This window comes from Sphingomonas sp., from assembly GCF_019635455.1.
Classification (GTDB): Bacteria; Pseudomonadota; Alphaproteobacteria; order Sphingomonadales; family Sphingomonadaceae; genus Sphingomonas.
Map to the genome: position 1 here is coordinate 457,122 of NZ_JAHBZJ010000001.1, position 23,021 is coordinate 480,142.

Consider the following 23,021-nt stretch of genomic DNA (forward strand, 5'->3'; position numbering starts at 1 on the left):
CCGGCGTCTCCGCCCCGGATTCGACGATCACGACCTCGCTCACTGGGCCAGTTCCACGCTGGCGCGCACCCGGCCGGTCGCGCCACCCGGCGACATGGTCAGCCTGCGGACACGCAATGGAGTGGTCCGTTCGATATCGGCGATCCATCCGATCACGGCCTGATAGGGGGCATCGGCGATCTCGGCGGTCAGGCCGTCGGCGATCGGGTTGAAGGTCGCGGTGATGCCGGTCGCCTGCGCCGACGCATCCGCCATGTCGATGGGCGCGCCCCCGCGCATCGCCGGCCGCGCGGATGCGGGCGCCAGTACGCCGGCGGCGATCACCCGCGCGGTCAGCGTCTCGCTGGTCCGGATATCGGCGATCGCATCGGCGCGCGCGGCCTGGATCGGCCGGATGATCCCGAAGATCAGGATGAGCACCACGATCAGCGTGGCGAGCGTCCCGACCAGCCAGCGTTCCCGCCGGCTGATCCCGCCCCACCACAGGTCGAGCTTCAGCAATGCCGCATCCAGCGCCGGCAGGCGGATGATCCGCACCCGGCTCATGGTCGCACCGTCACGGTCACGCCGCCATCGGGCGCGGCGGCGACGTCGCCGGTCAGCCCCGCCTGCCGCAAGGCCGTCCGCACCTGTCCCGCCAGATCCGGCGCGGTCGGCGCGAGATCGAGGATCAGCGCACCGCCGTCGAACCGCATCGATCGCGCCGTCCCGGCGGCGCCCAGCGGCGCGAGCGCCTGCGACGCCCTGGTCAGGAGTGGCAGGAACGCGCCGGGCGCCCCGCTTCCCGGCGGCGGCAGCAGGTCCATCACCGCGCTGTCGAGATCGCCCGACAGGTTCGCGCCGGGTGCCGCCGCCGCCACTGTCGCGCGCAGATCCGCCGCCCGTCGCTCCGCGATCGCGCGGAGCATCACCGTGTCCGCCGCCGCGATCACGATATGCGCCGCCGCGCCCGCCGCCGCGATCCAGCCCAGCCGGCGCAGCCAGCCGCTTCGCCGGATCGAACGCCGCGCATAGGCGCCCTGCCGCAGGTCGATCGCGGGATTGAGCAACCGCGTCGCCAGCCCGTCGCCCGCGCCCGGCCATGGCGATTGCGGCAACGCCCCGACCGGCGCCGCGCCATGGGTCCAGACGCGCGGGCGCCCGGCGCTTTCCCAAACCGGCCCGATCAGGCCGGCGCCGACCGCGAAACCCGCACCATCGCCACTGCGCACCAGCACGCGCCCGCCCGCGCTTTCCGCGCACCATTCGCCCGCGTCCGGCACCGGCAATGCCAGCGGGTCCGGCACCATCGCCGCATGGTCGAGACCCGCCGCCTGCGCCAGTTCGACCCATTCGCGCATCCGCGCATGGCTGACCACTGCCGCCAGATAGCGTTTCGGCCCGACCTGCGCGCCCAGCGCCACGTGAACCGATTCGATCGGATCGGCGATGCGATCCTCGATCGCGAAGGGCAGCGCCGCCAGCCGCCGGGCATGACTGGCCAGCGGAAGATCGACGGCGAGCAGCAATACCGATTCGCCCGGCACCAGCACGGTTGCAGGACCGCCCGGCTCGGCTATGATCAGCCGTCCCCCGGACAGCGCCCACACGCCGTCCGCCGGGCCTTCAGTGGCACCTGATATGGCTGGGCCGGTCATGATATCGGATGTCCCGGCTGTAACATTGCTTTCACGATGGAGACGCATGTGGCCGCGATGCGCATAGTTTTGAAACAGTTCGATGACAACGTGACAGCCTGCGCCGATCAGGGCAAGGCTCGCCGGTGCGATCGCCGTGCGGTATCGCATGGCGAGACGGGCCTCACGCTGCTGGAAATGATCGTGGTGCTGGTCATCATCGCGATCGTTGCGGGGCTGGTGACGATGAACGTGATCGGCCGTCCGGATCAGGCGCGCGTCACCACGACGACCACCAATCTGAAGACGCTCTCGGCGGCGCTCAAGACCTATCGGCTGGACAATGGCCAATATCCGACCACGCAACAGGGGTTGAAGGCGCTGGTCGAAAAGCCGACGACACCGCCGCTGCCCACCAGCTGGCCGGAGGGCGGCTATGTCAGCGAGAATCCGGTCGATGCCTGGGGCAATCCCTATGTCTATGCCTCGACCGGATCGTCCTTCGAACTCAAATCGCTGGGCAAGGACGGCAAGCCGGGTGGCGAGGGTCTCGACGCCGATCTCGATTCGAAGGGCGGGTAGGATCGTGTCGGGGGCGGCGCAGCTGACGGGCATCGGCGCTGTCGATCCTGTGCGGGGTCACCCGTCCGTCGCCCGATACAGGGCTTCGCACGCCCAACGTGTCGCGCACGCCACCTCCGGCATGACGTTGATCGAGATGCTGATCGTCCTCGTCATCATCGGGATCGCCGCCGGCGGCGTGGCGCTCGGGATCGGCGCGGCGACCCGCGCGCCCTCCGCCGAATCGGAGGCGCGCCGCCTTGCCATCCGGCTTCAGGCGGCGGCCGACGACGCGATGGTCGGCGATCGGATGATCGCCTTCACCGTCGAACCGCACGGCTATGGCTTCGCGGCGGTGTCCCGCGACGGCAAGCTAGCCCCGCTCAGCGAAGGGCTTGCCTATCACCAGGTTCCCGGCGGCATCTCGGTCAGTATCGACGCCGCGCCACCGGTGATGCTGGGCGTGGACGGCAGCGGCAAGCCGCTGACCGCGACGGTGGAAAACGGCACGCAACGCTGGATCGTCCGCTATGACGGCATCACCGCCACCGCCAGCAGGGCCGACCCGTCGTGAAGGGGGAAGACGGCTTTTCGCTGATCGAGGCGCTGGTGGCGCTGGCGGTACTGGCGATCGCCACGGTGGGCCTTGTCCGCGCACTGGAAAGCCATATCGATTCGACGCGCGGGATGGAGCGGCGCGCAACGGCGATGTGGGTCGCGGAAAACCGCCTGGCCGACCTCCAGCTCGCCGACCCCGCCGCCACCGCCGCGACGGCGGAGATGCTGGGCCAGCAATGGCAGGTGAAGGTCGCCCGCACCCGCACCGAGGATGCGGCGATCGACAAGGTGCGGATCGACGTCTTCGCGACCGGTGAGCGATCCCCGCTTGCATCGCTCGACGGCTTCGTGAAGGGCGGCGGCGCATGATCCGCGTTCTCGACCTCTCTGTGCGGCAAAGCCGGACCGCGCTCGATATCGCGACTGCGGCGGTCATCATATCTGTGGCGATCGCGCTTGCCGGACTGACATGGCGACTCGCCGGTCATGCCGGCACCGGCGCGGTCACGGTGCCGTCCGGCGCGCGCCCCGTCGCTGCGATCGCCGATCCGGCGCCGGCGCTCGCCTGGGCGCCGTTCGGCCGGACGGCGATCACCGACGCCACCCGGGCCACCAGCCTGCCCCTCAAGCTGAAGGGCGTGTTCGCCGCCAGCCCCGCCTCGCTGTCGGTCGCCTATATCGAGGTGGGGGGGCAGCCGGCGGTGCCGTTCCGCATCGGCGAGGCTCCGGGCGGCGGCGTGATCGAGGGGATCCTGCGCGACCGCGTGCTTCTGCGCGTCAACGGCAATATCGAATTTCTCGCCTTTCCCGATCCCACGCTGACCGCAGCGCAACAGGCCGCCGCCGCGAGCGCCCAGCCGCAGGGCGCGCCCGGGCAACAGCCAGGCCAGGCCCCGGCGGCACCGCCGGCGGTGCAGGCCCAGCCGCCCGCTGCGGCATCGGGCGCGCTCTCCGGTCTCAGCCCGGCGCCAGGTGGTGGCTTGCAGGTCGGCGCCGCCGCGCCGCCGGGCCTGCGCCCGGGTGACGTCGTCACCTCGATCAACGGGACCGCCGTTTCGTCCCAGGCCGCCGCTGCCGCCGCCATCGCCGCAGCGCAGGCGAGCGGCTCCGCCCAGATCCAGATCACCCGCGACGGAAAGCCCGTGACGCTGACCGTCCCGCTCCGCTAGGGGTCGCACCGTGCCGAATCCGATCCGCAACACCTTTCTCGCCCTGGCGCTCGCCGCAACGGTCGCTCAGCCCGTGGTCGCGCAACAGGGGGACGCCGCCGACATCGTCGTGAACATGCGCGGCGTCGAGATTGCCGACGTCGCCGACCAGATTTCGCGGCTGACCGGCCGGACGCTGATCCTCGATCCGGCGGTGAAGGGCGTGGTCACCGTCACCTCCGCCACACCCCTCTCGCGCGGGGGCGTGTGGGAATTGTTCCTGTCGGTGCTGCGCGCCAATGGCTATGCCGCCGTGCGATCGGGCCGGGCCTGGCGGATCGTCGCCGCCGCGAACGCGGTGCGCGACGGTGGCGTCCCCTCTCGCGGGGCATCGGGACAGGAACTGGTCACGCGGATGATCCGCCTCGCCAACGTCCCCGCCGCCGAAGCGGCGCGCGTGGTGCGGCCGCTGGTCGCCAGCTTCGGCAGTGTCGAGGCGCTCGCTCAGCCCAATGCGGTCGTCGTCACCGATTATGCCGACAATGTCCGCCGGATCGAGGGCATATTGCGCTCGCTCGACGGCAATGGCAGCGGCCAGACCTTCGCCACCATCACCCTGCGCAACGGCAGCGCGGCGGACGTGGCACAGGCGGTGCAGACCGCGCTCGGCGATCCGACCGCCGGCGGCGCGCGGGTCGCGGCCGATGCGCGCAGCAACACCATCATCGTGCGGGGCGCCCCCGCCGCCGTCGCCGACGCGCGGCGGATGATCGCCTCGCTCGACACGCCGGGTGGGGCGACCCCGATCACCCGTGTCTTCCGCCTGAACTATGCCGATGCCGAAGCGGTCACCGACGTGCTGCGCGGCGTGCTGGGGCAGGAATCGACGACGACCAATCCGGTCGCGCGCAGCCTGTCCGGCAGCAGCGCGTCGCGCAGCCCGACCAGCGCGCTGGGCAGCCTTATCGCTTCGGGTGGCACGAGCGCGGCCCAGACCGCCGCAGCGGCCGCCGGCGCCGCCGCCCAGCAGGCGCAGCAAGCATCGTCATCGACCCAGGGCGCGCAATCGACGCCTCAGGGCTTTTCGACGCCTGAGCTGGTCGTCCAGCCCTCGCCCGACATCAACGCCATCGTCGTGCGCGGCACACCCAGCGCGGTCGCCGCACTCGGGCCGCTGATCGCCGAACTCGACGTGCGCCGCCCCCAGGTACTGATCGAGGCAGCGATCGCCGAGATCACCGGCGACGAGGCCGAGGCGCTGGCGGTCCAGCTCGGCACCAGCGGCGCGGTGCTCGATTCGGTCGAGGGCGCCGGAACCTCGTTCAGCACCGCCGGGCCGTCGCTCGGCACGATCCTGACGGCGCTGGGCGTCCCCGCCGGCTCGATCCTCGGCTCGGGCTTCACCGGCAACGTCGCCATCGGCAACGACTTCTCGATCCTGGTCCAGGCGCTCGGCACCTCGTCCAAGTCGAACCTGCTCTCCACGCCCCAGATCACCACCCTCGACAACAAGGTGGGCGAGTTCGTGGTCGCCCAGGAAGTGCCGTTCATCACCGGTTCGATCCTGACCGGATCGAGCACCGTCACCCCCTATACCTCGGTCGAACGCAAGGATGTCGGCATCACGCTGAAGGTGCTGCCGCGGATCAATGCCGGCGACACGATCCGGCTCGAGGTGATGCAGGAAGCCTCGTCGATCGCCCCCACCCAGCTGAGCCAGGCGACCGACCTCATCACCAATCGCCGGGCGATCAACACCACCGTGCTCGCCGAAAACGGCCAGACGATCGTGCTGGGTGGCCTGACCTCCGACGATTATGGGCAGGTGAAGAGCCAGGTCCCGATCCTGGGCGATATCCCGATCCTGGGCGAGCTGTTCAAGGGGCGCCGCGAAACCCGTGCAAAGCGCACGCTGTTCATCTTCCTCAAGCCGACGATCCTGCGCAATGGCGAGGACGCCGCCGCGATCGCCAAGGCCAAATATGCCCGGCTGCGCGCCGACGAACTGGACCAGAACAAGCCGAGCAACCTGCTGCTCAAGCCGCTTCCCCCGCGGCTGACGCTGGAGATCGACGGGATCTACTGACCGGCCTTCCGGCCCTAGGCGGCCTGCGTCCAGCGGCCATTCTCGTCCTGTTTCCAGTAGCGGCGCTCGACATCATCGCGTCCGGCCAGCCCCTTCCACGCGACCCGTGCCGCGCCGATCGCCTCTCCATCAAAGAAATGAAAGGCGCGATCGAAATCCAGCGCCGCGTCACGCCATTCGCCGTCGATCAACGCGACGAAGCGGGCGCCGTTGGCGGGTTCGACCTCCGGCCCGATCAGCACCGGCTGAATCCGGTCGTCGCCCTCCCCCGCCTGGGCGTGCGGCAGGAAGCTCTCCGCCTGCCAGCTCCACAGCGCGCCATCGATCCGCGCCCGCTGTCCCGGGTCGGCGGACACGACGAGCAGGCGTCCCCCGCCATCCACCACTTTCGCGGCGATGCCGGGGAGCGCGCGCTCCACCGGCGTCACCGTCAGGTGATAGAAATCGACCTGCACCCCGGCGCCGTTCAGCGCTCGAAATTGTCGCGGACGAACCGGTCGAGCAGCCGCACGCCATAGCCGGTCGCGCCCTTGTCATAGGTGCTTCCCGGCTTGTCCGCCCACACCATCCCGGCGATGTCGAGATGCGCCCAGCGGACGCCCGGTTCGATGAAGCGTTGCAGGAACTGCGCGGCGGTGATCGATCCGGCCCCGCGCGGGCCGACATTCTTCATGTCGGCGATCGGGCTGTCGATCAGCTTGTTATAGGCGTCACCCAACGGGAAGCGCCACAACAGGTCTCCGGTCGCACGCCCCGCCGAAAGCAGTTCCTCCGCCAGCCCGTCATCGTTGGAGAACAGGCCGCCATGCTCGCTGCCCAGGCTGATGATCATCGCGCCGGTCAGCGTCGCCAGATCGACGATCGTGCGCGGCGCATAGGTCTTCTGGACCCAGGTCAGCGCATCGCACAGCACCAGCCGCCCCTCGGCGTCGGTGTTCAGCACCTCGATCGTCTGTCCCGACATCGACGTGACGATGTCGCCCGGGCGCTGGGCATTGCCGTCGGGCATGTTTTCGACCAGCCCGCACACGCCGAGCACATTGACCTTCGCCTTGCGCCCGGCCAGCGCCTGCATCGCGCCGGCAACCGCGCCTGCGCCGCCCATGTCCCATTTCATGTCCTCCATGCCGGGTCCGGGCTTCAGGCTGATACCGCCGGTGTCGAACGTCACGCCCTTGCCGACGAACGCCACATCGACGTCGCCCGCGCCGCGGCCGTTCCAGCGCATCGCCAGCAGCCGGCCTTCACGCACCGATCCCTGTGCGACGCCCAGCAGCGCCCCCATCCCCAGCTTTTCCATCGCCGCGGTGTCCAGCACCTCGATCTCGACGCCAAGATCGGCGAGCGGCCGGCACCGTTCGACGAAGCTCTCCGGATAAAGGATGTTCGGCGGCTCCGACACGAGCGTGCGGGTCAGGCCCAGCCCCGCGTTGAGTGCCGCATGGTCGTGCCAGCTCGCCTCCGTCCCGTCCGGAACATTGGCAAGGGTGAGTTCGACCAGCGTCGGCTTCTGCTTGTCGGTCAGCTTCGTGCGATAGCTGTCGATGCGCCATCCGCGCTGCACCGCCGCCGCCGCAAGCCGCGCCGCCGCGCGGGCCGTCGGCGCGCCGCCCAGGCTTGCGAAATCGACCACGATGCGATCGACGCCCGATGTCAGGAACCGGGCGGTAAGCGCGCCGCCCGCGCGCTCGTAATCGGCCTCTCCGCCGCCGCCCACGCCGAGCAGCAATATCCGGTTGGCACCATCGCCGCCCGGCACGAACAGCTCGACGATCGACCCCGCCTCGCCCGCGAACCGGCCGGCCCGTGCCGCGCCACGCGCAAGCGCAAGCGTCGGATCGTCCAGCACGCCGGACGGGATGCGGTCCAGGCCGTCCTTTTCGACCGGCAGCGCCAGTACGGCGGCATCATCGGGACGGGTGGGGGAGAATGTTACGCGCATGAAACTTCCTGTTCCTGTGGATCGTTGTCGTCGTCGTTGCGGCCATTCTCTAGGCCAGTGTGCGGCGAACGGCAAAGGCTGGCGATTGCGAAGCCGCGCCGGCGATGCGATAGGGCTGAACAGCGCGCGGATGCGCACGAGTGCCGATGGGTGGTTTCAAGGGGTGGTTCGGACGTGACGCGCAAGGCTCTGTTGCTCGCCGGAATCGTCCCGTTCGCGCTGTGCCTCGCGCCCGCCGCGTCCGCCACGGGCCAGGATTTGCAGGATCGCCCGGTCGATCCGCCGCCGCCATCGGCCGCGCCGCTGCCCGACGATCCGGATCAGATTCAGTTTTCGGCGGATCTGGCCGAATATGATTCGCAGGGCGATGTGGTGACCGTCAGCGGCGACGTCCGCCTGTTCCGCGAGGGCAATCGGCTGCGCGCCGACAAGGTGGTGTGGAACCGGCGCTCCGGCGCGGTGGTGGCGACGGGCAACATCGCGGTGACCAATCCGGAAGGTGACACCGCCTATGGCGACCGCATCGAACTGACCGATTCGCTGAAGGACGGCGCGATCGACAACATGCTCGTCGTGCTGGAACAGGGCGGGCGGATCGCGGCACAGCATGGCGTGCGCGACGAAGATGGCGTGATCCGCGTCGATCACGCGGCCTATACCCCCTGCGCGGTCGTGGATGCGGCCAATTGCCCCAAGGAGCCGTCGTGGAAGATCACCGCGGTCAAGGTGGTGTACGACCCGGGGAAAAAGCGCATCCGCTACAAGGGCGCGCGCGTATCGCTGTTCGGTTTCGCGACGCTGCCGCTGCCGGTGTTCAGCCATTCGATCGGCGATGACAATGCCAGCGGCCTGCTGGCACCCGACATCCGGCTCGACGCGGTCAACGGCCTCGAATTCGCGCTGCCCTATTATTTCGATCTCGCGCCCAATCGCGATCTGACCATCACCCCGCACTTATATTCCGGCGCGCTGCCGATGCTCCAGGGCGAATATCGCCAGCTGCTGGGCAACGGCGCGTTCAAGGTGAAAGGCTATGCGACCTATAGCCGGCGGAGCGACGATTTCCTGAACAACACGGTGAACGCGTCGAGCCGGATGGCGCCGCGCGGCTATCTCGATGCGGTCGGCAGGTTCCAGCTCGACCCGAACTGGAGCGTCAGCGGATCGCTCCGCCTGGCGAGCGACCGCACGTTCCTGCGCCGCTACGACATTTCCAGCGACGATCGGTTGCGCAACAATATCCGCGTCGAGCGGATCGACCGCGATTCCTATCTCGCGATCAACGGCTGGGCGGTGCAGACGCTCCGGTTGACGGAAAGTCAGGGACTTCAGCCGATCGCGCTGCCGGAAATCGACTATCGCCGCCGGTTCGGCGACGACCTGTTGTCCGGCGGACATTTCGAGCTTCAGCTCAACAGCCTCGCGATCACCCGGACCAGCGGTCAGGACACCCAGCGCGCCTTTGCCTCGCTGCGCTACGACCTGCGCAAGCTCACCGCCTGGGGACAGGAGGTGACGCTGACCGCCTATGGCCGCGGCGACCTCTACAACACCCAGGATACGGCAGCGACGAGCGTCGTCAGCTATCGCGGGCTGGAGGGGTTCCGCACGCGCGGCATCGCGGCGCTGGCGATGGACGTCAAATGGCCGTTCATCGGCGAGGCGTTCGGCGGCATACAGCGCATCAGTCCGCGTATCCAGCTGGTGGCTGCCCCGCGGATCGAGAATTTCGACGTGCCGAACGAGGATGCGCGATCGGTCGATCTTGAAGATTCCAACCTCTTCGCGCTCAATCGCTTTCCGGGATATGACCGGTTCGACGATTCGACGCGCATCACGATCGGCGTCGATTACGCGCTGTATCTGCCCGGCCTGTCGATCGAGGCGAATATCGGCCAGAGCTACGGCCTGACCTCGCGGCCCGCGATCCTGCCCAACGGCACCGGCCTCAGCGATCGGACCTCCGATTTCGTCGGGCGCACGGTGGTGCGATATCACGACTTCCTGACGTTCACCCACCGCTATCGCCTCGACAAGGACAATCTGGCGGTGCGGCGGAACGAGATCGACGCGACGATCGGATCGCGCAAGACCTATGTCACGCTCGGCTATCTGCGGCTCAACCGCAACATCGCCTTTGCGCTGGAGGATCTTCAGGATCGCGAGGAGGCACGGGTGGGCGCGCGGGTCCAGATCGCGCGATTCTGGTCGGCGTTCGGATCGGCGATCGTCGATCTGACCGATCGCGAGGAGGACCCCCTCTCCCTCGCCAGCGGATTCGAACCGATCCGCCATCGCCTGGGCGTCGAATATGAGGATGATTGCCTGCGGCTGGGCGTGACCTGGCGGCGCGACTATCAGACGGCGGGTGACGCGCGGCGCGGCAACAGCTATCTCTTGACGCTGGCGCTCAAGAATTTGGGTCGCTAAGCCCCAGTTCAGGCACAATTTGCGAATAGACGCCGCACGCCCATGAAGGGCCAACGGTTTCAGGTACAGGTGAAGATGACGTTGAAAGTCGCGCGTTTCGGTCGATTGACCGCCTTGATTGTCGGGATCGCCGTCAGTTCCTCGCTCGCTGCCCAGACGGTCAGCGATGAGGCGGTGCCGAGCGGCGCCAATCTCGACCTCCCGCAAAATCTCCAGATCTTCGGCAAGGCCGATCCCAATGTGCGCAAGCCGACCGCGATCGTGAACGGCTATGTCATCACCCGCACCGATGTCGAACAGCGCGCCGCACTGTTCACCGCGCTCAATCAGCTGAAGCTCAACGAGCAGGAAGCCGGGCAGTTGCGGCTCCAGGTGCTGCGCCTGCTCACCGACGAGACGATCCAGATTCAGGAAGCCAAGGCGAACCAGATCACGATCGGGCCGGAACAGGTCGAACAGAGTTTTGCGCGCGTGTCCGCCCGCTATGGCCGTACGCCCGATCAGATGCGCGCATGGCTGCGCGAGATCGGCTCGTCGGAACGTTCGTTCAAGCGCCAGATCGAGGGCGAACTCGCCTGGCAACGGCTGATCCAGCGCAAGATCGCGCCCTTCACCAATGTGAGCGACGAGGAAGTCGAAGCGATCATCGACCGGCTGGAAAAGTCGAAGGGGACCGAGGAGTTTCACCTCCGCGAGATTTACGTCTCCGCGACGCCGGAACGCTCCGGCGAGGTGTTTCAGGCGATGCAGCAGATGATCCAGCAGATGCAGCAGGGGCGCCCGTTCGAATATTTCGCGCGTTTTTCCGAAGCGACGACGGCGGCGCAGGGCGGCGATCTCGGCTGGGTCCGCGCCGCGATGCTGCCCCCCATACTCGCCCAGGCGGCGCAGCAGATGCAGGTCGGGCAGGTTGCCGGACCGATCGAAATTCCGGGCGGCTTCTCGATCCTCTATCTGGTCGATAAGCGACAGGTGCTGATGGCCGACCCGCGCGACGCGGTGCTGAGCCTGCGCCAGCTGACGGTCAAGTTCGCGCCCGGCACCACCCAGGCCCAGGCGCAGGCCAAGGTCGCCCAGTTCGCCACGGTGGTAAAGGAAACCGCCGGTTGCGGCGCGGTTGGCAAGGCCGCCGAAGCGGTCGGCGCGGAAGTGGTCGATAACGACGCGGTGCGCGTCCGCGACCTGCCGCCCCAGCTTCAGGATATCGTGCTGGGCCTGCAAATCGGTCAGGCGACGCCGCCCTTTGGCAACCCGACCGAGGGGGTGCGCGCGCTGGTACTGTGCGGCCGCGACGACCCCAAGAGCGCCGGCCTGCCGAGCGCGGAACGCATCCGCGACGGGATCGAGGAGGAGCGCACCAACCTGCGCGCCAATCGCATGCTGCGCGACCTGCGCCGCGACGCGATCATCGAGTATCGTTGAGCCGTGGCGGACGTTCTTCGTCCGCTCGCGGTCGCGATGGGCGATCCGGCCGGTATCGGGCCGGAGATCATCGCCAAGGCATGGCGCGCGCGCGAACTCCATGCCCTCGCTCCGTTCTTTGCGGTCGGGGACCCGCGCGCGGTCGAGCGCGTGTGGGACGGCCCGATCGCCCGGATCGAAAGCCCCGCCGATGCCGCCGCCGCATTCGGCGAGGCGCTGCCGGTCCTGACCGTCACCTGCACCGGCGACATTCGACCGGGAACGCCGGACATCGATTCGGCGCGCTGCGCGCTCGACAGCCTGGAGCTGGCGACCGGCCTGGCCCGCTCCGGCGCGGCCGGCGCGCTGGTGACCGGCCCGGTTTCGAAGGCCCAGCTCTATCAGATCGGCTTCACCCATCCCGGCCAGACCGAATTCGTCGCGGAACGCTGTGGCATCGCGCGTGAAAACGCGGTGATGATGCTCGCCGGCCCGACGCTGCGGGTGGTGCCGGTCACGACCCATATTCCGCTCGCCGGGGTGTTCGACGCGCTGTCGGTCGATCTGGTGCTGGCCAAGGCGCGCGCCACCGCCCGTGGCCTCGCGCGCAATTTCGGCATCCATGCGCCACGGCTCGCCTTTGCCGGGCTCAACCCCCATGCCGGGGAAGGCGGCGCGATCGGCCGCGAGGAGATCGACATCCTGGCCCCCGCCATCGCCCGCCTGCGCGAGGAGGGGATCGACGCCACCGGCCCGTTCGCCGCCGACACGATGTTCCACACCCGCGCGCGCGTCACCTATGACGCCGCGATCTGCCTCTATCACGACCAGGCGCTGGTGCCGCTCAAGACGCTGCATTTCGATGAGGGCGTGAACCTGACGCTGGGCCTCCCGATCGTGCGCACCTCCCCCGATCACGGCACCGCCTTTGGCATTGCGGGGCAGGACCAGGCGGAGCCGGGGGCGATGATCGCGGCGATCCGCATGGCCGCGCAATGCGCCGAGCATCGCCTCGATTATGAGGCGACGACGGCGGGAGCCGCGTGAGCGACCTTCCCCCGCTGCGCGACGTCATCCGCCGGCACGGCCTGACCGCCAGCAAGGCGCTGGGCCAGAATTTCCTGTTCGATTCTCAACTGCTCGACCGCATCGCACGCGTTCCCGGCGATCTCGGCGGCGCTGAGGTGTTCGAGGTCGGCCCCGGCCCGGGCGGCCTGACCCGCGCGCTGCTCCAGGCGGGGGCGCAGGTGACGGCGGTCGAGCGCGACCGGCGCTGCATCCCGGCGCTCGCGGAACTGGGCGAAGCCTTTCCCGGCAAGCTGCGCGTGATCGAGGGCGATGCGCTGGAGATCGACGCGCCCTCGCTGTTCGCGGGCAAGCCGCATATCGTATCGAACCTGCCCTATAATGTCGGAACGGCGCTCACCGTCGGCTGGCTTTCCGCCGCCTGGACACCATGGTGGGCGAGCCTGACGCTGATGTTTCAGAAGGAGGTCGCGGAGCGGATCGTGGCGCCCGCCGGAACGAACGCCTATGGCCGGCTGGCGGTGCTGGCGCAGTGGCGGTCCAGCGCGCGGATCGCGATGCCGGTCCACCGCTCCGCCTTCACCCCGCCGCCCAAGGTGATGTCGGCGGTCGTCCATATCGTGCCGGCCGAGTCACCCGGCGGTGTTCGCCTGCCGGTTCTGGAACGGCTGACCGCTGCGGCGTTCGGCCAGCGGCGCAAAATGCTGCGCCAGAGCCTGAAGGCGGTTCCCGGCGCAGTGGAGGCGGCCGAGGCGATCGGCATCGATCCCACGCGCCGCGCGGAAACGGTGCGCGTGGACGAATTCGTCGCGCTCGCCCGCGCGCTCTCGGCCTGACGCCTAGTTTTTCTCTTCCTTGGGGGGCGGCACCACCTGTGCCGTGGCGGTGGCGGGCGGCCCCTTGGCGATCGCCGCCGCCAATTGGGTCGCTTCGGCACAGCTTCCGCACAGCGTCTTCACCCGGGCAAGGTTTTCCTTCGCCCGTTCGACCGCGCCCTTCTGAACCATCGCCTCGCCCTGGCCACGCAGCGCGACGATATCGTTCGGCTCCAGCGTCAGCGCCTCGCGATACAGACGGATCGCCTTGCCGGGCAGGCCCTGCGCCCGGGCGATTTCAGCCAGTGTGATGAATGCGGCGCGGTTGCGCGGATCGAGCGCGAGCGCGCTTTCGATCAGCCCGTTGGCTTCCTCCAGATTGCCGGCGGCACGTGCGGCCTTGCCCTTGTCGAGCATCGCCACCGAGCGCGCGTCGATCTGATCGTCGGCGCGCTGGCCATAGAGCGAGGTCGAAACGCTGAGCAGCGCAAGCGCGCCAGCGATCGAAACCAGGGTGATACGCATCAAACTCTCCAACGGTGCGGGCGGCATGGCTATCACGCGCGGACCAGCTTCGCGACAAAAAAGCCGTCGGTCGAATCGCTGAGCGGGGTGAGGCGCATGCCCGCGCCATGCGGACATCCGAAGGGCAAGGCGGGCGGGACCGCGCTCCACCCGTGGTTTGCGGAGAGGAAGGCGGCAACCTGATCGGCACCCTCCGCATCGAGCAGCGAGCAGACGATATGGACCAGCGTCCCGCCGGGCCGGACCAGTGCGGCGCCGATGTCGAGCAGCCGCGCCTGGATCGCGACCAGCCGGGCCAGGCGCGCGGGCGTCAACCGCCACCGCGCCTCGGGATTGCGACGCCACGTCCCGGTCCCCGAACACGGCGCATCGATCAGCACCACATCCGCCGCCGCCTGCCAGTCGCCGAGCGCCTGATCCTCGCGACCCGGATCGAGCAGCCGCGTCTCGACAATCGAGACCCCCGCCCGCTCCGCGCGCGGCAATAGGCGGGACAGGCGCGGACGATCGGCATCGCTGGCCAGGATCGCACCGCGCCCCGCCATCGCTGCGGCGAGCGCCAGCGTCTTGCCCCCGCCCCCGGCGCACAGATCGACGACGCGCATGCCCGGCGCGGCACCGGCGGCCAGCGTCACCGCCTGGCTGCCCGCGTCCTGAACCTCGATCCAGCCGTCGTGCATCACCGCGCTCGCCTCGACCCGGGTGTCGGCGGGCAGGCGAAGCGCCAGCGGCAGGCCGGCGATCGGTTGCGCCTGCGGGAACGCGGCGCGGACGCGGTCCGGCGTCGCACGCAGGGGATTGATCCGCAGGTCGAGCGGCGCGCGATTCAGCAGGGCCGCCGCCTGACCGGCGTCGATCCCCGACGCGGCGAGCAGATCGGTCAGCCAGGCGGGCGCGGTTCCGCGTTGCGCCGGCCGTTCGTCACCGCCGATCGGCGCCGGGCCATAGGCGGACCCGTCGAACGTCGCGCCGAGTGCCGGATCGCGCGCCGCCAGCGCCAGCAATGCCGCCCGCCCGCTTTCGGGACGCTCACCGCACAGCCGGATCGCCTCATAGACCAGGTCGCGGATCGCGCGGCGGTCCTTCGAGCCGGCATAGCGCCGCGCGGCCAGTCCGCGCGCGATCAGCACGTCGGCCGATGCGCCACCGTCCCGTGCCGCCACGATGATCGCGTCGAGCAATTCGATCGCGGCCTGGGTGCGCGCGGCGGGCGTCATGCCGGATGGGTTCGACAGAAGATCATCGCCTCTGCGCAAAGCAGAGCTTTTCCCGCAATTAAAGAGGGAATTGGAAAGCCGGACGATGTCCGCGCAGCGCCATGGCGATTCCGGCACCCGCGCGGCCGATCCGGGCGTGCGGCTGTGGCAGCTGAGCGATCATGTCCGGGTCGAATGTCCGCGCTGTGCCGGCCCGGCGCGCGAATCATCCGGGCGCGCCACCTGCACCCGCCGTGCCTATGTCGAGCCGGCCCGCAGCCCTCCCGGGCCGTTTCCATCGCCGCGCGCCGCCGCTCTATCCGTGGCGACAGGTCGGATCGGACACACTCATCGTCTATCATCGTCGCCACCTCGACCTGCTCGACTCCTGGCTCGGAGCAACGCTGCGTGAGTGGGGCGGGTCGCGGGCCAGACGATGATGGAGCGCGACGGGCTGGACTGACCGGCCCCTGCCCTACCGCGAGGTCAGGGAACCGAAACCGGGGCGTCGTCCGCGGCCGGAAAGCGGCCGATCGCGGCGGGGGCGAGCTTTGCCGCCAGCGCTTCGGGCGCGTCGGTGCGGGTTCCCTCGGCCTGCGCGGTCAATGCCCGGCCCGTCCAGACGCGTTCGCCGCTCGCACGGTCGATGATCTCGACCGTCAGTTCGGTGACGATCAGGCCGCGCAGCTGCCGCTTGTTCGACGGCATCGCGACGGCCAGTCCGACCCCCCAATTGCCGGTGCTGCCCGCGCTCGCCTTTGGCTCCCTGCCGTTGGACGCCACTTCGCCGCGCGCCGCGCGCGTGACCGCAAACCGCGCGATGTAGCGCCCGCGCGTCCCGGCGGGCAGCGCGGTGAAGCGCGCATCGGCCAGCGCGCGCTCGATCCCGTCGGCAAAGGCTTGCTTGACCGCGGGCGGCAGATCGCGTCCCGCCGGCTGTTCGACGACAATGGTGCCAGGGGTCGGCGCGTCCTGTGCCGGCGCGGCGATGGCCATCAGCATCGCGAGTGCGGCCTCGATCATCTCAATTCTCCCGTTCGCGGCGCAGTTCATATTCGATGCGGATTCGCACCCATTCGCCGACCTGATACTGACCGCCCAGCCGGGGCGGGCGGACGCGAAACTGCCATGCCGCGGCCAATGCCGCGCGCATGATGTTCGATCCATCGGGATATTCGGCGACGGGAACGCAGCTATCGACGCGATAATTGGGGATGGTGCGGCAGGCGATCATGCCCCAGCCCGGCCCCTGCGCGGTGGAGAGATATCCGCGCAGCTCGCTGTCATAGGGTTCGCGAAACCAGGTGGCGGCATAGAGCGGCTCGCCATGCGGCCCGCGCCCCTCGACACGCTGCGAATCGCCGGGGAGCGTGCCGAGGTCCGGCGGCCCCGCCGTGCGCCGGGGCGGCGCGGGCGGGCCGGCGGCACGCGGGATGTTGGCGATATCGGGCATCGATCCCAGCGGCATGTTGAGTAGCACCGGCGGCGGCGGGACGGGCGCCGGGGGACGCTCGACGGTGGGGCGCGCCAGCTGGGCCGGGGGCGGGACCGCGCGGGCGACCGGTTGCGGTGCCTTTGCGGCGCGCGTTGCCGGCTGTCGCGTATCGGCGGGCGCCTCCGGTTCGGGCGTCACGCCGAACACGGCCATCGGCACGGGCTCCTTGGGCTTCACGATCGACGGGGCAAGACCCAGGATGACGAGCGCGAACAGCAGTTCGACCAGGATCGCCAGCGTGATCGCGACCGCGCGCGGGCCGAACCGTTGGCGCAGGCGATCGGGCAGCGTGCGGAGGGTAAGCGCGAGGGTGGGCAAGCGACGTGACTCACATGCGCGGGAATCGCGCAGCGTGCGTCGCTCTAGCGTGGCTTTGCGACCAAATCTTGTCGTTCAGCCGCCCAGCAGCGCGATCAGCACCGGATCGCCGGTCGCGCGCGGGTTGCGGCGGATATCCGCCTCCTCGCGGCCGATCGCGCGAAAGATCGCCTGCCCGGCCTGCCGCGCCAGCATGTCGGCCATCGCATTATAGTCGAACCCGGTCGACGCGCCGAGTGCCGCGCTCAGGATTTCGAAGGCGTCGCCACGCAGGCCCGTCGAGAATTCGGGGAACATCGCCCGCAGCACTGCCCCCTCCGTCTCGCGCGCCAACAGGTCAGTGGCGGCGGTCGGGCCGCCGCGCAGCACCGCCAGCGCGTCGGCGAAGGACATTCGCCGGATCGCGTCGAGGAGGATCGGGGTCGCGCGGTCGGCGGCGTCCACCGCCAGGTCGTTGATCGCGACGGCGATCCGCGTGCGCACCGCGTTCGTGCGGAGGATCGCCGCCAGCACCGCGCCCGAACGGTCGCCCGCCAGGTCCGGCACGGCGAGCCGGGTCAGCTGGTCGTCATAGAATCCGCCGGGGCGGATCAGCCGGCCGAACGCCCGCTGGCTCGAAAGGGTGAGCAGGCGGCGTACCCCCTCCTCGACGCTGTAACTCCCCACGCCGCCCATACAGGCGGCCAGCCCCGCCACCGGGGCGATCACCGCGAGCCGCAACAGGCCCCGGCGCGCGACAAGCGCTGTCGGCATCACGCATCTCCTTCCACACGGCTAAACGTGCGGATGCGGATGCGGTGCCATCGCTGTGCGGTTGCTGAACCCCGCGTCCAGACCGCGTTCAGCGCGTGGGGTAGTTCGGCGCCTCGCGCGTGATCGTCACGTCATGGACATGGCTTTCGCGCAGCCCGGCCCCGGTGATCCGCACGAACCGGCCCTTTTTCTGAAGGTCGGGGATCGTCGCGGAGCCGGTATAGCCCATCGCCGCCTTGATGCCGCCGACCAGCTGGTGGATCACATCCCTTGCCGGCCCCTTGAACGCCACCTGTCCCTCGATCCCTTCCGGAACGAGCTTGAGCTGGTCCTTGATGTCACCCTGGAAATAGCGATCTGCGGACCCGCGGCCCATCGCGCCGACGCTGCCCATGCCGCGATAGGATTTGTACGCGCGCCCCTGATAGAGAAAGGTCTCGCCCGGGGCTTCCTCGGTCCCCGCGAGCAGCGATCCGACCATGCAGGTCGATGCGCCCGCCGCCAGCGCCTTGGCCAGATCGCCAGAGGTACGCAGACCGCCGTCCGCGATCACCGGCACGTCCGCCTTCGCGGCCTCTGACGCCGCATCCATGACCGCGGTCAGCTGCGGCACGCCGACGCCGGCGACGACGCGGGTGGTACAGATCGATCCGGGGCCGATGCCGACCTTCACCCCGTCGGCGCCCGCGCCGATCAGCGCCTTGGTCGCTTCGCCCGTCGCGACGTTGCCGGCGACGACCTGGACGCGGTTGGACAGCTTCTTCACCCGCTCGACGGCGCGCGCCACATCCTTGTTGTGGCCGTGCGCGGTATCGATGACGATCAGATCGACCTCGGCATCGACCAGCGCCTCGGTCCGCTCGAACCCCTTGTCCCCCACCGTGGTGGCGGCCGCCACGCACAACCGTCCCGCGCCATCCTTGGTCGCGTCGGGATAGGTCACCGCCTTTTCGATGTCCTTCACCGTAATCAGGCCGACGCAGCGATAGGCGTCATCGACCACCAGCAGCTTTTCGATCCGCCGCTGGTGAAGCAGCCGCCGCGCCTCTTCCTGCCCGACGCCGATCGACACGGTGGCGAGGTTTTCGCGCGTCATCAGCTCGCTGACCGGCTGGCCCGGATTTTCCGCGAAGCGCACGTCGCGATGGGTCAGGATGCCGACCAGCCTGCCCGACCCCTCGACGATCGGAATGCCGCTGATCCTGTGCCGCGCCATCAGCGCCTGCGCCTGTGCCAGCGTGCCGGTCGGCGCCATCGTGATCGGATTGACCACCATGCCGCTTTCGAACCGCTTGACCGCCCGTACCGCCTCGACCTGTTCGTCGATCTCAAGGTTGCGGTGGAGCACGCCCAGGCCGCCCAGCTGCGCCATGACGATCGCCATGTCGGCCTCGGTCACCGTGTCCATCGCCGAGGACAGGATCGGGATGTTGAGCGCCAGGTCGCGCGTCACCCGAGTCCGCGTGTCGGCCATGCTCGGCAGCACCTCGCTCTCGCCCGGGTACAGCAGGACGTCGTCAAAGGTGAGGCCGAGAGGGATATCCATGGGGTGCGCCAGATTCCTGAGTCGAGAATTGGCGGCCCATGTAACCGCGCTTCGTGACAGGCGCTAGGGGGGTGGTTCGACGCGGCGCGTCAACCCCGCGCCAGCAACGCCTGCGCCTGGGCGACGTGCATCGATTCGATCATCCGGTCGCGAAACCGCTCGGCGCCGCCCTGCGCCGCGGCGATCAGCGCGCGCGCCTCTTCAAGCTCGTCCTCACGCGGCGAAAAGGCGCGGGTCGCGACGTCGATCTGATCGGGATGGATCAGGCTCTTGCCGTCGAAGCCCAGCGCGCGGCCCTGATCGCATTCCCCGGCCAGGCCGTGGGGGTCCTTCAGCGCATTGTACACGCCGTCGATCGCCCATGCGTCCCCCGCCCGCGCCGCCAGCACGATCGTCTGCAACGCCATCGCCAGCCCGGCGCGGCCATCGCCATGAATGCGCAGCCCGGCCTTCAGGTCGTTGGTCCCGGCGATCAGCCCATGCACCACCGCCGGCGCTGCGATCTCGGTCGCGGCCAGCACTCCGCGCGGCGATTCGATCATCGCCAGCACCGGTTTCAGCATCACCGAATGGGCATCGGTCGCCTGTTTCACGCGCTCGACCTTGGGCAGCACGACATAATCGATCGGGGCGCTGCGCAGCGCGACCATGTCCGGGCCATGTTCCGCCGTTCCCTCGCCATTGATGCGGACCGCGACCAGCTTTCCCCCGAACGTCCCGGCGGCCTCCACCGCCGCGGCACGGGCGGCGTCCTTGTCTGCCGGCCTTACCGCATCCTCAAGGTCCAGGATCACCATGTCAGCCTTCAACCCTCGCGCCTTTTCGATGGCGCGTGCATTGCTGGCGGGAAGGAAGAGCGCGGTGCGCGGTGCGATCGTTGCTGTGCTCATGATCGGGCTATGCTAGCACAAATCAGGCAATGCGAGGGGAGTCGCGATGGGACTGACGGTAGGAACATTTTTCATCGGCATGCTGCTGGTACTGATGTACCTGTTTTCCAGCATCAAGATCGTCCGTCAGGGCTATCACTACACGATCGAGCATTTCGGGCGCTTCACCAATGTCGCGACCCCCGGCTTCAACTTCTTCCCCGCCTTTTTCTACCGCGTCGGGCGGCGGGTGAACATGATGGAGCAGGTGATCGACATTCCGGGTCAGGAAATCATCACCAAGGACAATGCGATGATCTCGACCGACGGGGTCGTCTTCTTCCAGGTGCTCGACGCCGCCAAGGCCGCCTATGAGGTGAGCGACCTCTATGTCGCGCTGCTGAACCTCACCACCACCAATCTGCGCACGGTGATGGGGTCGATGGACCTCGACGAAACGCTCTCGAAGCGCGACGAGATCAACGCGCGCCTGTTGTCGGTGGTCGATCACGCGACGACGCCATGGGGCGTCAAGATCACCCGCGTCGAGATCAAGGACATCCGCCCGCCCCGCGACATCGTCGATGCGATGGCGCGTCAGATGAAGGCCGAGCGCGAAAAGCGCGCCAACATCCTGGAGGCCGAAGGCACGCGCGCGTCGGAAATCCTGCGGGCGGAGGGCCAGAAACAGTCGAAGATCCTGGAGGCCGAGGGTCGGCGCGAAGCCGCGTATCGCGACGCCGAAGGGCGCGAACGCGCCGCCGAGGCGGAAGCGAAGGCGACGATGGTCGTCAGCCAGGCGATCGAGAGCGGCGGCACCCAGTCGCTCAACTATTTCATCGCGCAGAAATATGTCGAGGCGGTGGGCAAGTTCGCGACCAGCCCGAACGCCAAGACGATCCTGTTCCCGGTCGAGGCGACGCAGCTGATCGGCACGCTGGGCGGCATCGGCGAACTGGCCAAGGACGCGCTGGGCAAGCTCGATCCGCCGGCCACGCCGCCCGCGCGCGTGCGGCCCCAGCCGTTCAACACCGAGGAGTGATGGACTGGCTGGCCGACAATGCCGGCTTCGTCTGGCTGATCGTCGCCGCGCTGCTCGCAATCTGCGAGCTGCTGATCCCCGGGGTCTATCTGACCTTCCTCGCCCTGGGTGCGGCGGCGACCGGCGTGCTGGCGCTGGTCTTTCCCGACCTCGGCCCGATCGGTCAGTTCATCAGCTTTGCCGCCTGGTCCACCGTCGCGGTGATGATCGGGCGGCGCTGGTACGGTGCGAACCCGGTGCCGAGCAGCGATCCCGATCTCAACAACCGCAGCGCGCGCATGATCGGCCAGAGCGTGACGGTGGTCGAGGCGATCGAGGGCGGCACGGGCCGCGTGCGCGTCGGCGATGGCGAATGGCCGGCGGAGGGGCCGGATCTGCCGACCGGCGCGAAGGCGCGGATTGCCGGAGTGCGCGGCGGCGTCGTGGTGATCGAGCCGGTACGGGCGATCGGCGCGGCAGACGTCTGACGGCGTCGGGGTGGTTCTCGCGTCGCTCATCGCGCTGGTTACGCTGCCGGTTCCTGTCGATGAGATCCCCGCCGCGCCCGACCGCGCCGATGCGCTTGAAGCGGCCGGGCGATACCGGGTAGCGGAGCCGATCCGTCGCCGCGCGGTCGAAGAGGCGGGAACCGGCGAATCCGAGACTGCGGCCGCCGCAGCGGAGAAGCTGGGAAACAATCTCGCCATGCAATCGCGCACGGCCGAGGCCGAGCCGTTCCTTCGCACCGCGCTGGAGATCAGACTGCACCTTGCCGCCATCGATCGACCGCCATCGCCCGAGGTTCAGGCACGCGCCGCATCCAGCCTCAATCAGTTTTCCGCAGTGCTGCTGGAGAAAGGCGAGCTGAAGGAGGCCGAGGCCATGGCCCGCCGCGCCATGTGGATATATCGCCGCGCGGACCGGGTTCGCGATCCCGCCTACGCCGCCACGCTGACCAACCTTGGAAGCATCATCGCCGCCGGCGGGAATTATGTGCGCGCGGATTCGCTGTTTCGCGAAGCGGCGAACATCATGGAAAAGGTCGCGCGGCGCGGCGGCTGGCAGGGCAGCGCCGCAGACCCGGCCAGGCTTGACGCGGAACAGCGCGCACTCGCCTTTCAACAGGCGGTCACGCTGAACAATCTGGGCGTCAACCTGCATCGTATCGCCACCGGCGCCACCCTGCCGACATTGTTCCGGCAAAGCTATTTCAGCCGCAACGCCGTGCTTGCCCCGACCACATGGTCACCGTCCGACGCCTCCATGGCCATGGATTCCGCGACGCGCGGCGACATGCTCGCCGAAGCGGACAACTGGCTGCGCGATTCGCTACACCTGCGCGAAAAGCTGCGTGGCCGTCGCCACCCGGACACCGCCAACGCGATGAACAGCCTTGCCGCCAACCTCCTCGCGCAGGAAAGGCGCGGCGAAGCCGAATCGCTCTACCGCGAAGCCGTGTCGATCAAGCGCGCCTTTCTGCCGGCGAGCGATCGGGACCTGATCGTCGGTCATTGGGCGCTGGCCCGGATCGTCAGCGACAGGGCCGAATCGCGGTCCTATTACCGAAAGGCGGGCGACGGCATTCTTGCCGGCCAGGCGCTGTTCCGCGAGTTCGACCAGGCGGCACGCAGCCAGCTGCGCAGCTATGGCCCGGTCTTTACCGGCCATGTCCGCGTCGATTGGGACCTGGCCGGACAGCGCGACTGAACGGGACG

23 protein-coding genes are annotated in these 23,021 nt (G+C 69.0%); 12 read left to right on the plus strand and 11 right to left on the minus strand.

The window, feature by feature from the left end:
- Positions 1 to 39 precede the first annotated feature (39 nt).
- Together gspM and gspL are read right to left on the minus strand one after the other, a co-directional pair.
- On the minus strand, positions 40 to 546 hold the full coding sequence (gene gspM / locus KF783_RS02320; protein WP_294076272.1) for a type II secretion system protein GspM: 507 nt from the start codon (positions 544 to 546) through the stop codon (positions 40 to 42).
- Positions 543 to 1,637, minus strand: a complete 1,095-nt coding sequence (gene gspL / locus KF783_RS02325; RefSeq protein ID WP_294076273.1) for a type II secretion system protein GspL — start codon at positions 1,635 to 1,637, stop codon at positions 543 to 545. Before gspL ends, gspM begins: the two co-directional genes overlap by 4 nt.
- Before the next feature lie 69 nt (positions 1,638 to 1,706).
- On the opposite strand from gspL, the gene gspG reads away from it, so the two are divergent.
- The 5 genes from gspG (at position 1,707) to gspD (ending at position 5,969) form a co-directional block, all read left to right on the plus strand.
- Positions 1,707 to 2,198 (plus strand): type II secretion system major pseudopilin GspG, encoded by a 492-nt coding sequence (gene gspG, locus KF783_RS02330; RefSeq protein ID WP_294076274.1) that lies wholly within the window; start codon positions 1,707 to 1,709, stop codon positions 2,196 to 2,198.
- Between the two features lie 121 nt (positions 2,199 to 2,319).
- The gene (locus tag KF783_RS02335) at positions 2,320 to 2,751 is read left to right on the plus strand and encodes a prepilin-type N-terminal cleavage/methylation domain-containing protein (RefSeq protein ID WP_294076275.1); all 432 of its coding nucleotides are present in this window, start codon (positions 2,320 to 2,322) and stop codon (positions 2,749 to 2,751) included.
- A complete protein-coding gene (gspI, locus tag KF783_RS02340; protein WP_294076276.1) occupies positions 2,748 to 3,104 on the plus strand; it encodes a type II secretion system minor pseudopilin GspI in 357 nt (118 codons plus the stop codon). Before KF783_RS02335 ends, gspI begins: the two co-directional genes overlap by 4 nt.
- The gene (locus KF783_RS02345) at positions 3,101 to 3,904 is read left to right on the plus strand and encodes a type II secretion system protein N (RefSeq protein WP_294076277.1); all 804 of its coding nucleotides are present in this window, start codon (positions 3,101 to 3,103) and stop codon (positions 3,902 to 3,904) included. The genes gspI and KF783_RS02345 overlap by 4 nt, the downstream gene beginning before the upstream one ends.
- 10 nt (positions 3,905 to 3,914) lie before the next feature.
- Positions 3,915 to 5,969, plus strand: a complete 2,055-nt coding sequence (gene gspD, locus KF783_RS02350) for a type II secretion system secretin GspD (protein WP_294076278.1) — start codon at positions 3,915 to 3,917, stop codon at positions 5,967 to 5,969.
- A 14-nt stretch (positions 5,970 to 5,983) separates the two neighbouring features.
- On the opposite strand, the gene KF783_RS02355 is transcribed toward gspD, so the two are convergent.
- Positions 5,984 to 6,424, minus strand: coding sequence for a DNA polymerase III subunit chi (locus tag KF783_RS02355; RefSeq protein WP_294076279.1), 441 nt, complete (start codon positions 6,422 to 6,424; stop codon positions 5,984 to 5,986).
- A gap of 11 nt (positions 6,425 to 6,435) precedes the next feature.
- Positions 6,436 to 7,911 carry a leucyl aminopeptidase gene (locus KF783_RS02360; protein ID WP_294076280.1) on the minus strand — a complete coding sequence of 492 codons (1,476 nt, stop codon included), beginning with the start codon at positions 7,909 to 7,911 and terminating at the stop codon, positions 6,436 to 6,438.
- Positions 7,912 to 8,115: 204 nt separating this feature from the next.
- Between KF783_RS02360 and lptD the strand changes: the two genes are divergently transcribed.
- From lptD to rsmA, 4 genes are read left to right on the plus strand one after another with little or no spacing between them, the layout of a single operon-like run.
- Positions 8,116 to 10,341 carry an LPS assembly protein LptD gene (gene lptD, locus KF783_RS02365; RefSeq protein ID WP_294076355.1) on the plus strand — a complete coding sequence of 742 codons (2,226 nt, stop codon included), beginning with the start codon at positions 8,116 to 8,118 and terminating at the stop codon, positions 10,339 to 10,341.
- A 42-nt stretch (positions 10,342 to 10,383) separates the two neighbouring features.
- Positions 10,384 to 11,763, plus strand: coding sequence for a peptidylprolyl isomerase (locus tag KF783_RS02370; RefSeq protein ID WP_294076281.1), 1,380 nt, complete (start codon positions 10,384 to 10,386; stop codon positions 11,761 to 11,763).
- 3 nt (positions 11,764 to 11,766) lie between these two features.
- A complete protein-coding gene (gene pdxA, locus KF783_RS02375) occupies positions 11,767 to 12,789 on the plus strand; it encodes a 4-hydroxythreonine-4-phosphate dehydrogenase PdxA (protein ID WP_294076282.1) in 1,023 nt (340 codons plus the stop codon).
- Positions 12,786 to 13,604, plus strand: a complete 819-nt coding sequence (rsmA, locus tag KF783_RS02380; RefSeq protein WP_294076283.1) for a 16S rRNA (adenine(1518)-N(6)/adenine(1519)-N(6))-dimethyltransferase RsmA — start codon at positions 12,786 to 12,788, stop codon at positions 13,602 to 13,604. The genes pdxA and rsmA overlap by 4 nt, the downstream gene beginning before the upstream one ends.
- A gap of 3 nt (positions 13,605 to 13,607) precedes the next feature.
- On the opposite strand, the gene KF783_RS02385 is transcribed toward rsmA, so the two are convergent.
- From KF783_RS02385 to KF783_RS02415, 7 genes are all read right to left on the minus strand, one after another.
- A complete protein-coding gene (locus KF783_RS02385; protein WP_294076284.1) occupies positions 13,608 to 14,108 on the minus strand; it encodes a tetratricopeptide repeat protein in 501 nt (166 codons plus the stop codon).
- 32 nt (positions 14,109 to 14,140) lie between these two features.
- A complete protein-coding gene (locus KF783_RS02390) occupies positions 14,141 to 15,325 on the minus strand; it encodes an RsmB/NOP family class I SAM-dependent RNA methyltransferase (protein WP_294076285.1) in 1,185 nt (394 codons plus the stop codon).
- A 465-nt stretch (positions 15,326 to 15,790) separates the two neighbouring features.
- Positions 15,791 to 16,327 (minus strand): hypothetical protein, encoded by a 537-nt coding sequence (locus tag KF783_RS02395; protein ID WP_294076286.1) that lies wholly within the window; start codon positions 16,325 to 16,327, stop codon positions 15,791 to 15,793.
- Position 16,328: 1 nt separating this feature from the next.
- A complete protein-coding gene (locus KF783_RS02400; RefSeq protein ID WP_294076287.1) occupies positions 16,329 to 17,117 on the minus strand; it encodes a hypothetical protein in 789 nt (262 codons plus the stop codon).
- Positions 17,118 to 17,192: 75 nt separating this feature from the next.
- Positions 17,193 to 17,870 (minus strand): DUF4197 domain-containing protein, encoded by a 678-nt coding sequence (locus KF783_RS02405; RefSeq protein ID WP_294076288.1) that lies wholly within the window; start codon positions 17,868 to 17,870, stop codon positions 17,193 to 17,195.
- A gap of 88 nt (positions 17,871 to 17,958) precedes the next feature.
- Positions 17,959 to 19,416: an IMP dehydrogenase gene (gene guaB, locus KF783_RS02410; protein WP_294076289.1), complete on the minus strand. Its 1,458-nt coding sequence runs from the start codon at positions 19,414 to 19,416 to the stop codon at positions 17,959 to 17,961.
- A gap of 89 nt (positions 19,417 to 19,505) precedes the next feature.
- Positions 19,506 to 20,306, minus strand: a complete 801-nt coding sequence (locus KF783_RS02415; RefSeq protein WP_294076290.1) for a CoA ester lyase — start codon at positions 20,304 to 20,306, stop codon at positions 19,506 to 19,508.
- 46 nt (positions 20,307 to 20,352) lie between these two features.
- On the opposite strand from KF783_RS02415, the gene KF783_RS02420 reads away from it, so the two are divergent.
- From KF783_RS02420 to KF783_RS02430, 3 genes are read left to right on the plus strand one after another with little or no spacing between them, the layout of a single operon-like run.
- On the plus strand, positions 20,353 to 21,327 hold the full coding sequence (locus KF783_RS02420; protein WP_294076291.1) for an SPFH domain-containing protein: 975 nt from the start codon (positions 20,353 to 20,355) through the stop codon (positions 21,325 to 21,327).
- Complete coding sequence (locus KF783_RS02425) at positions 21,327 to 21,794, plus strand: NfeD family protein (protein WP_294076292.1); 468 nt, start codon at positions 21,327 to 21,329, stop codon at positions 21,792 to 21,794. The genes KF783_RS02420 and KF783_RS02425 overlap by 1 nt, the downstream gene beginning before the upstream one ends.
- 10 nt (positions 21,795 to 21,804) lie before the next feature.
- Positions 21,805 to 23,013, plus strand: coding sequence for a tetratricopeptide repeat protein (locus KF783_RS02430; RefSeq protein WP_294076293.1), 1,209 nt, complete (start codon positions 21,805 to 21,807; stop codon positions 23,011 to 23,013).
- Positions 23,014 to 23,021: the final 8 nt, after the last annotated feature.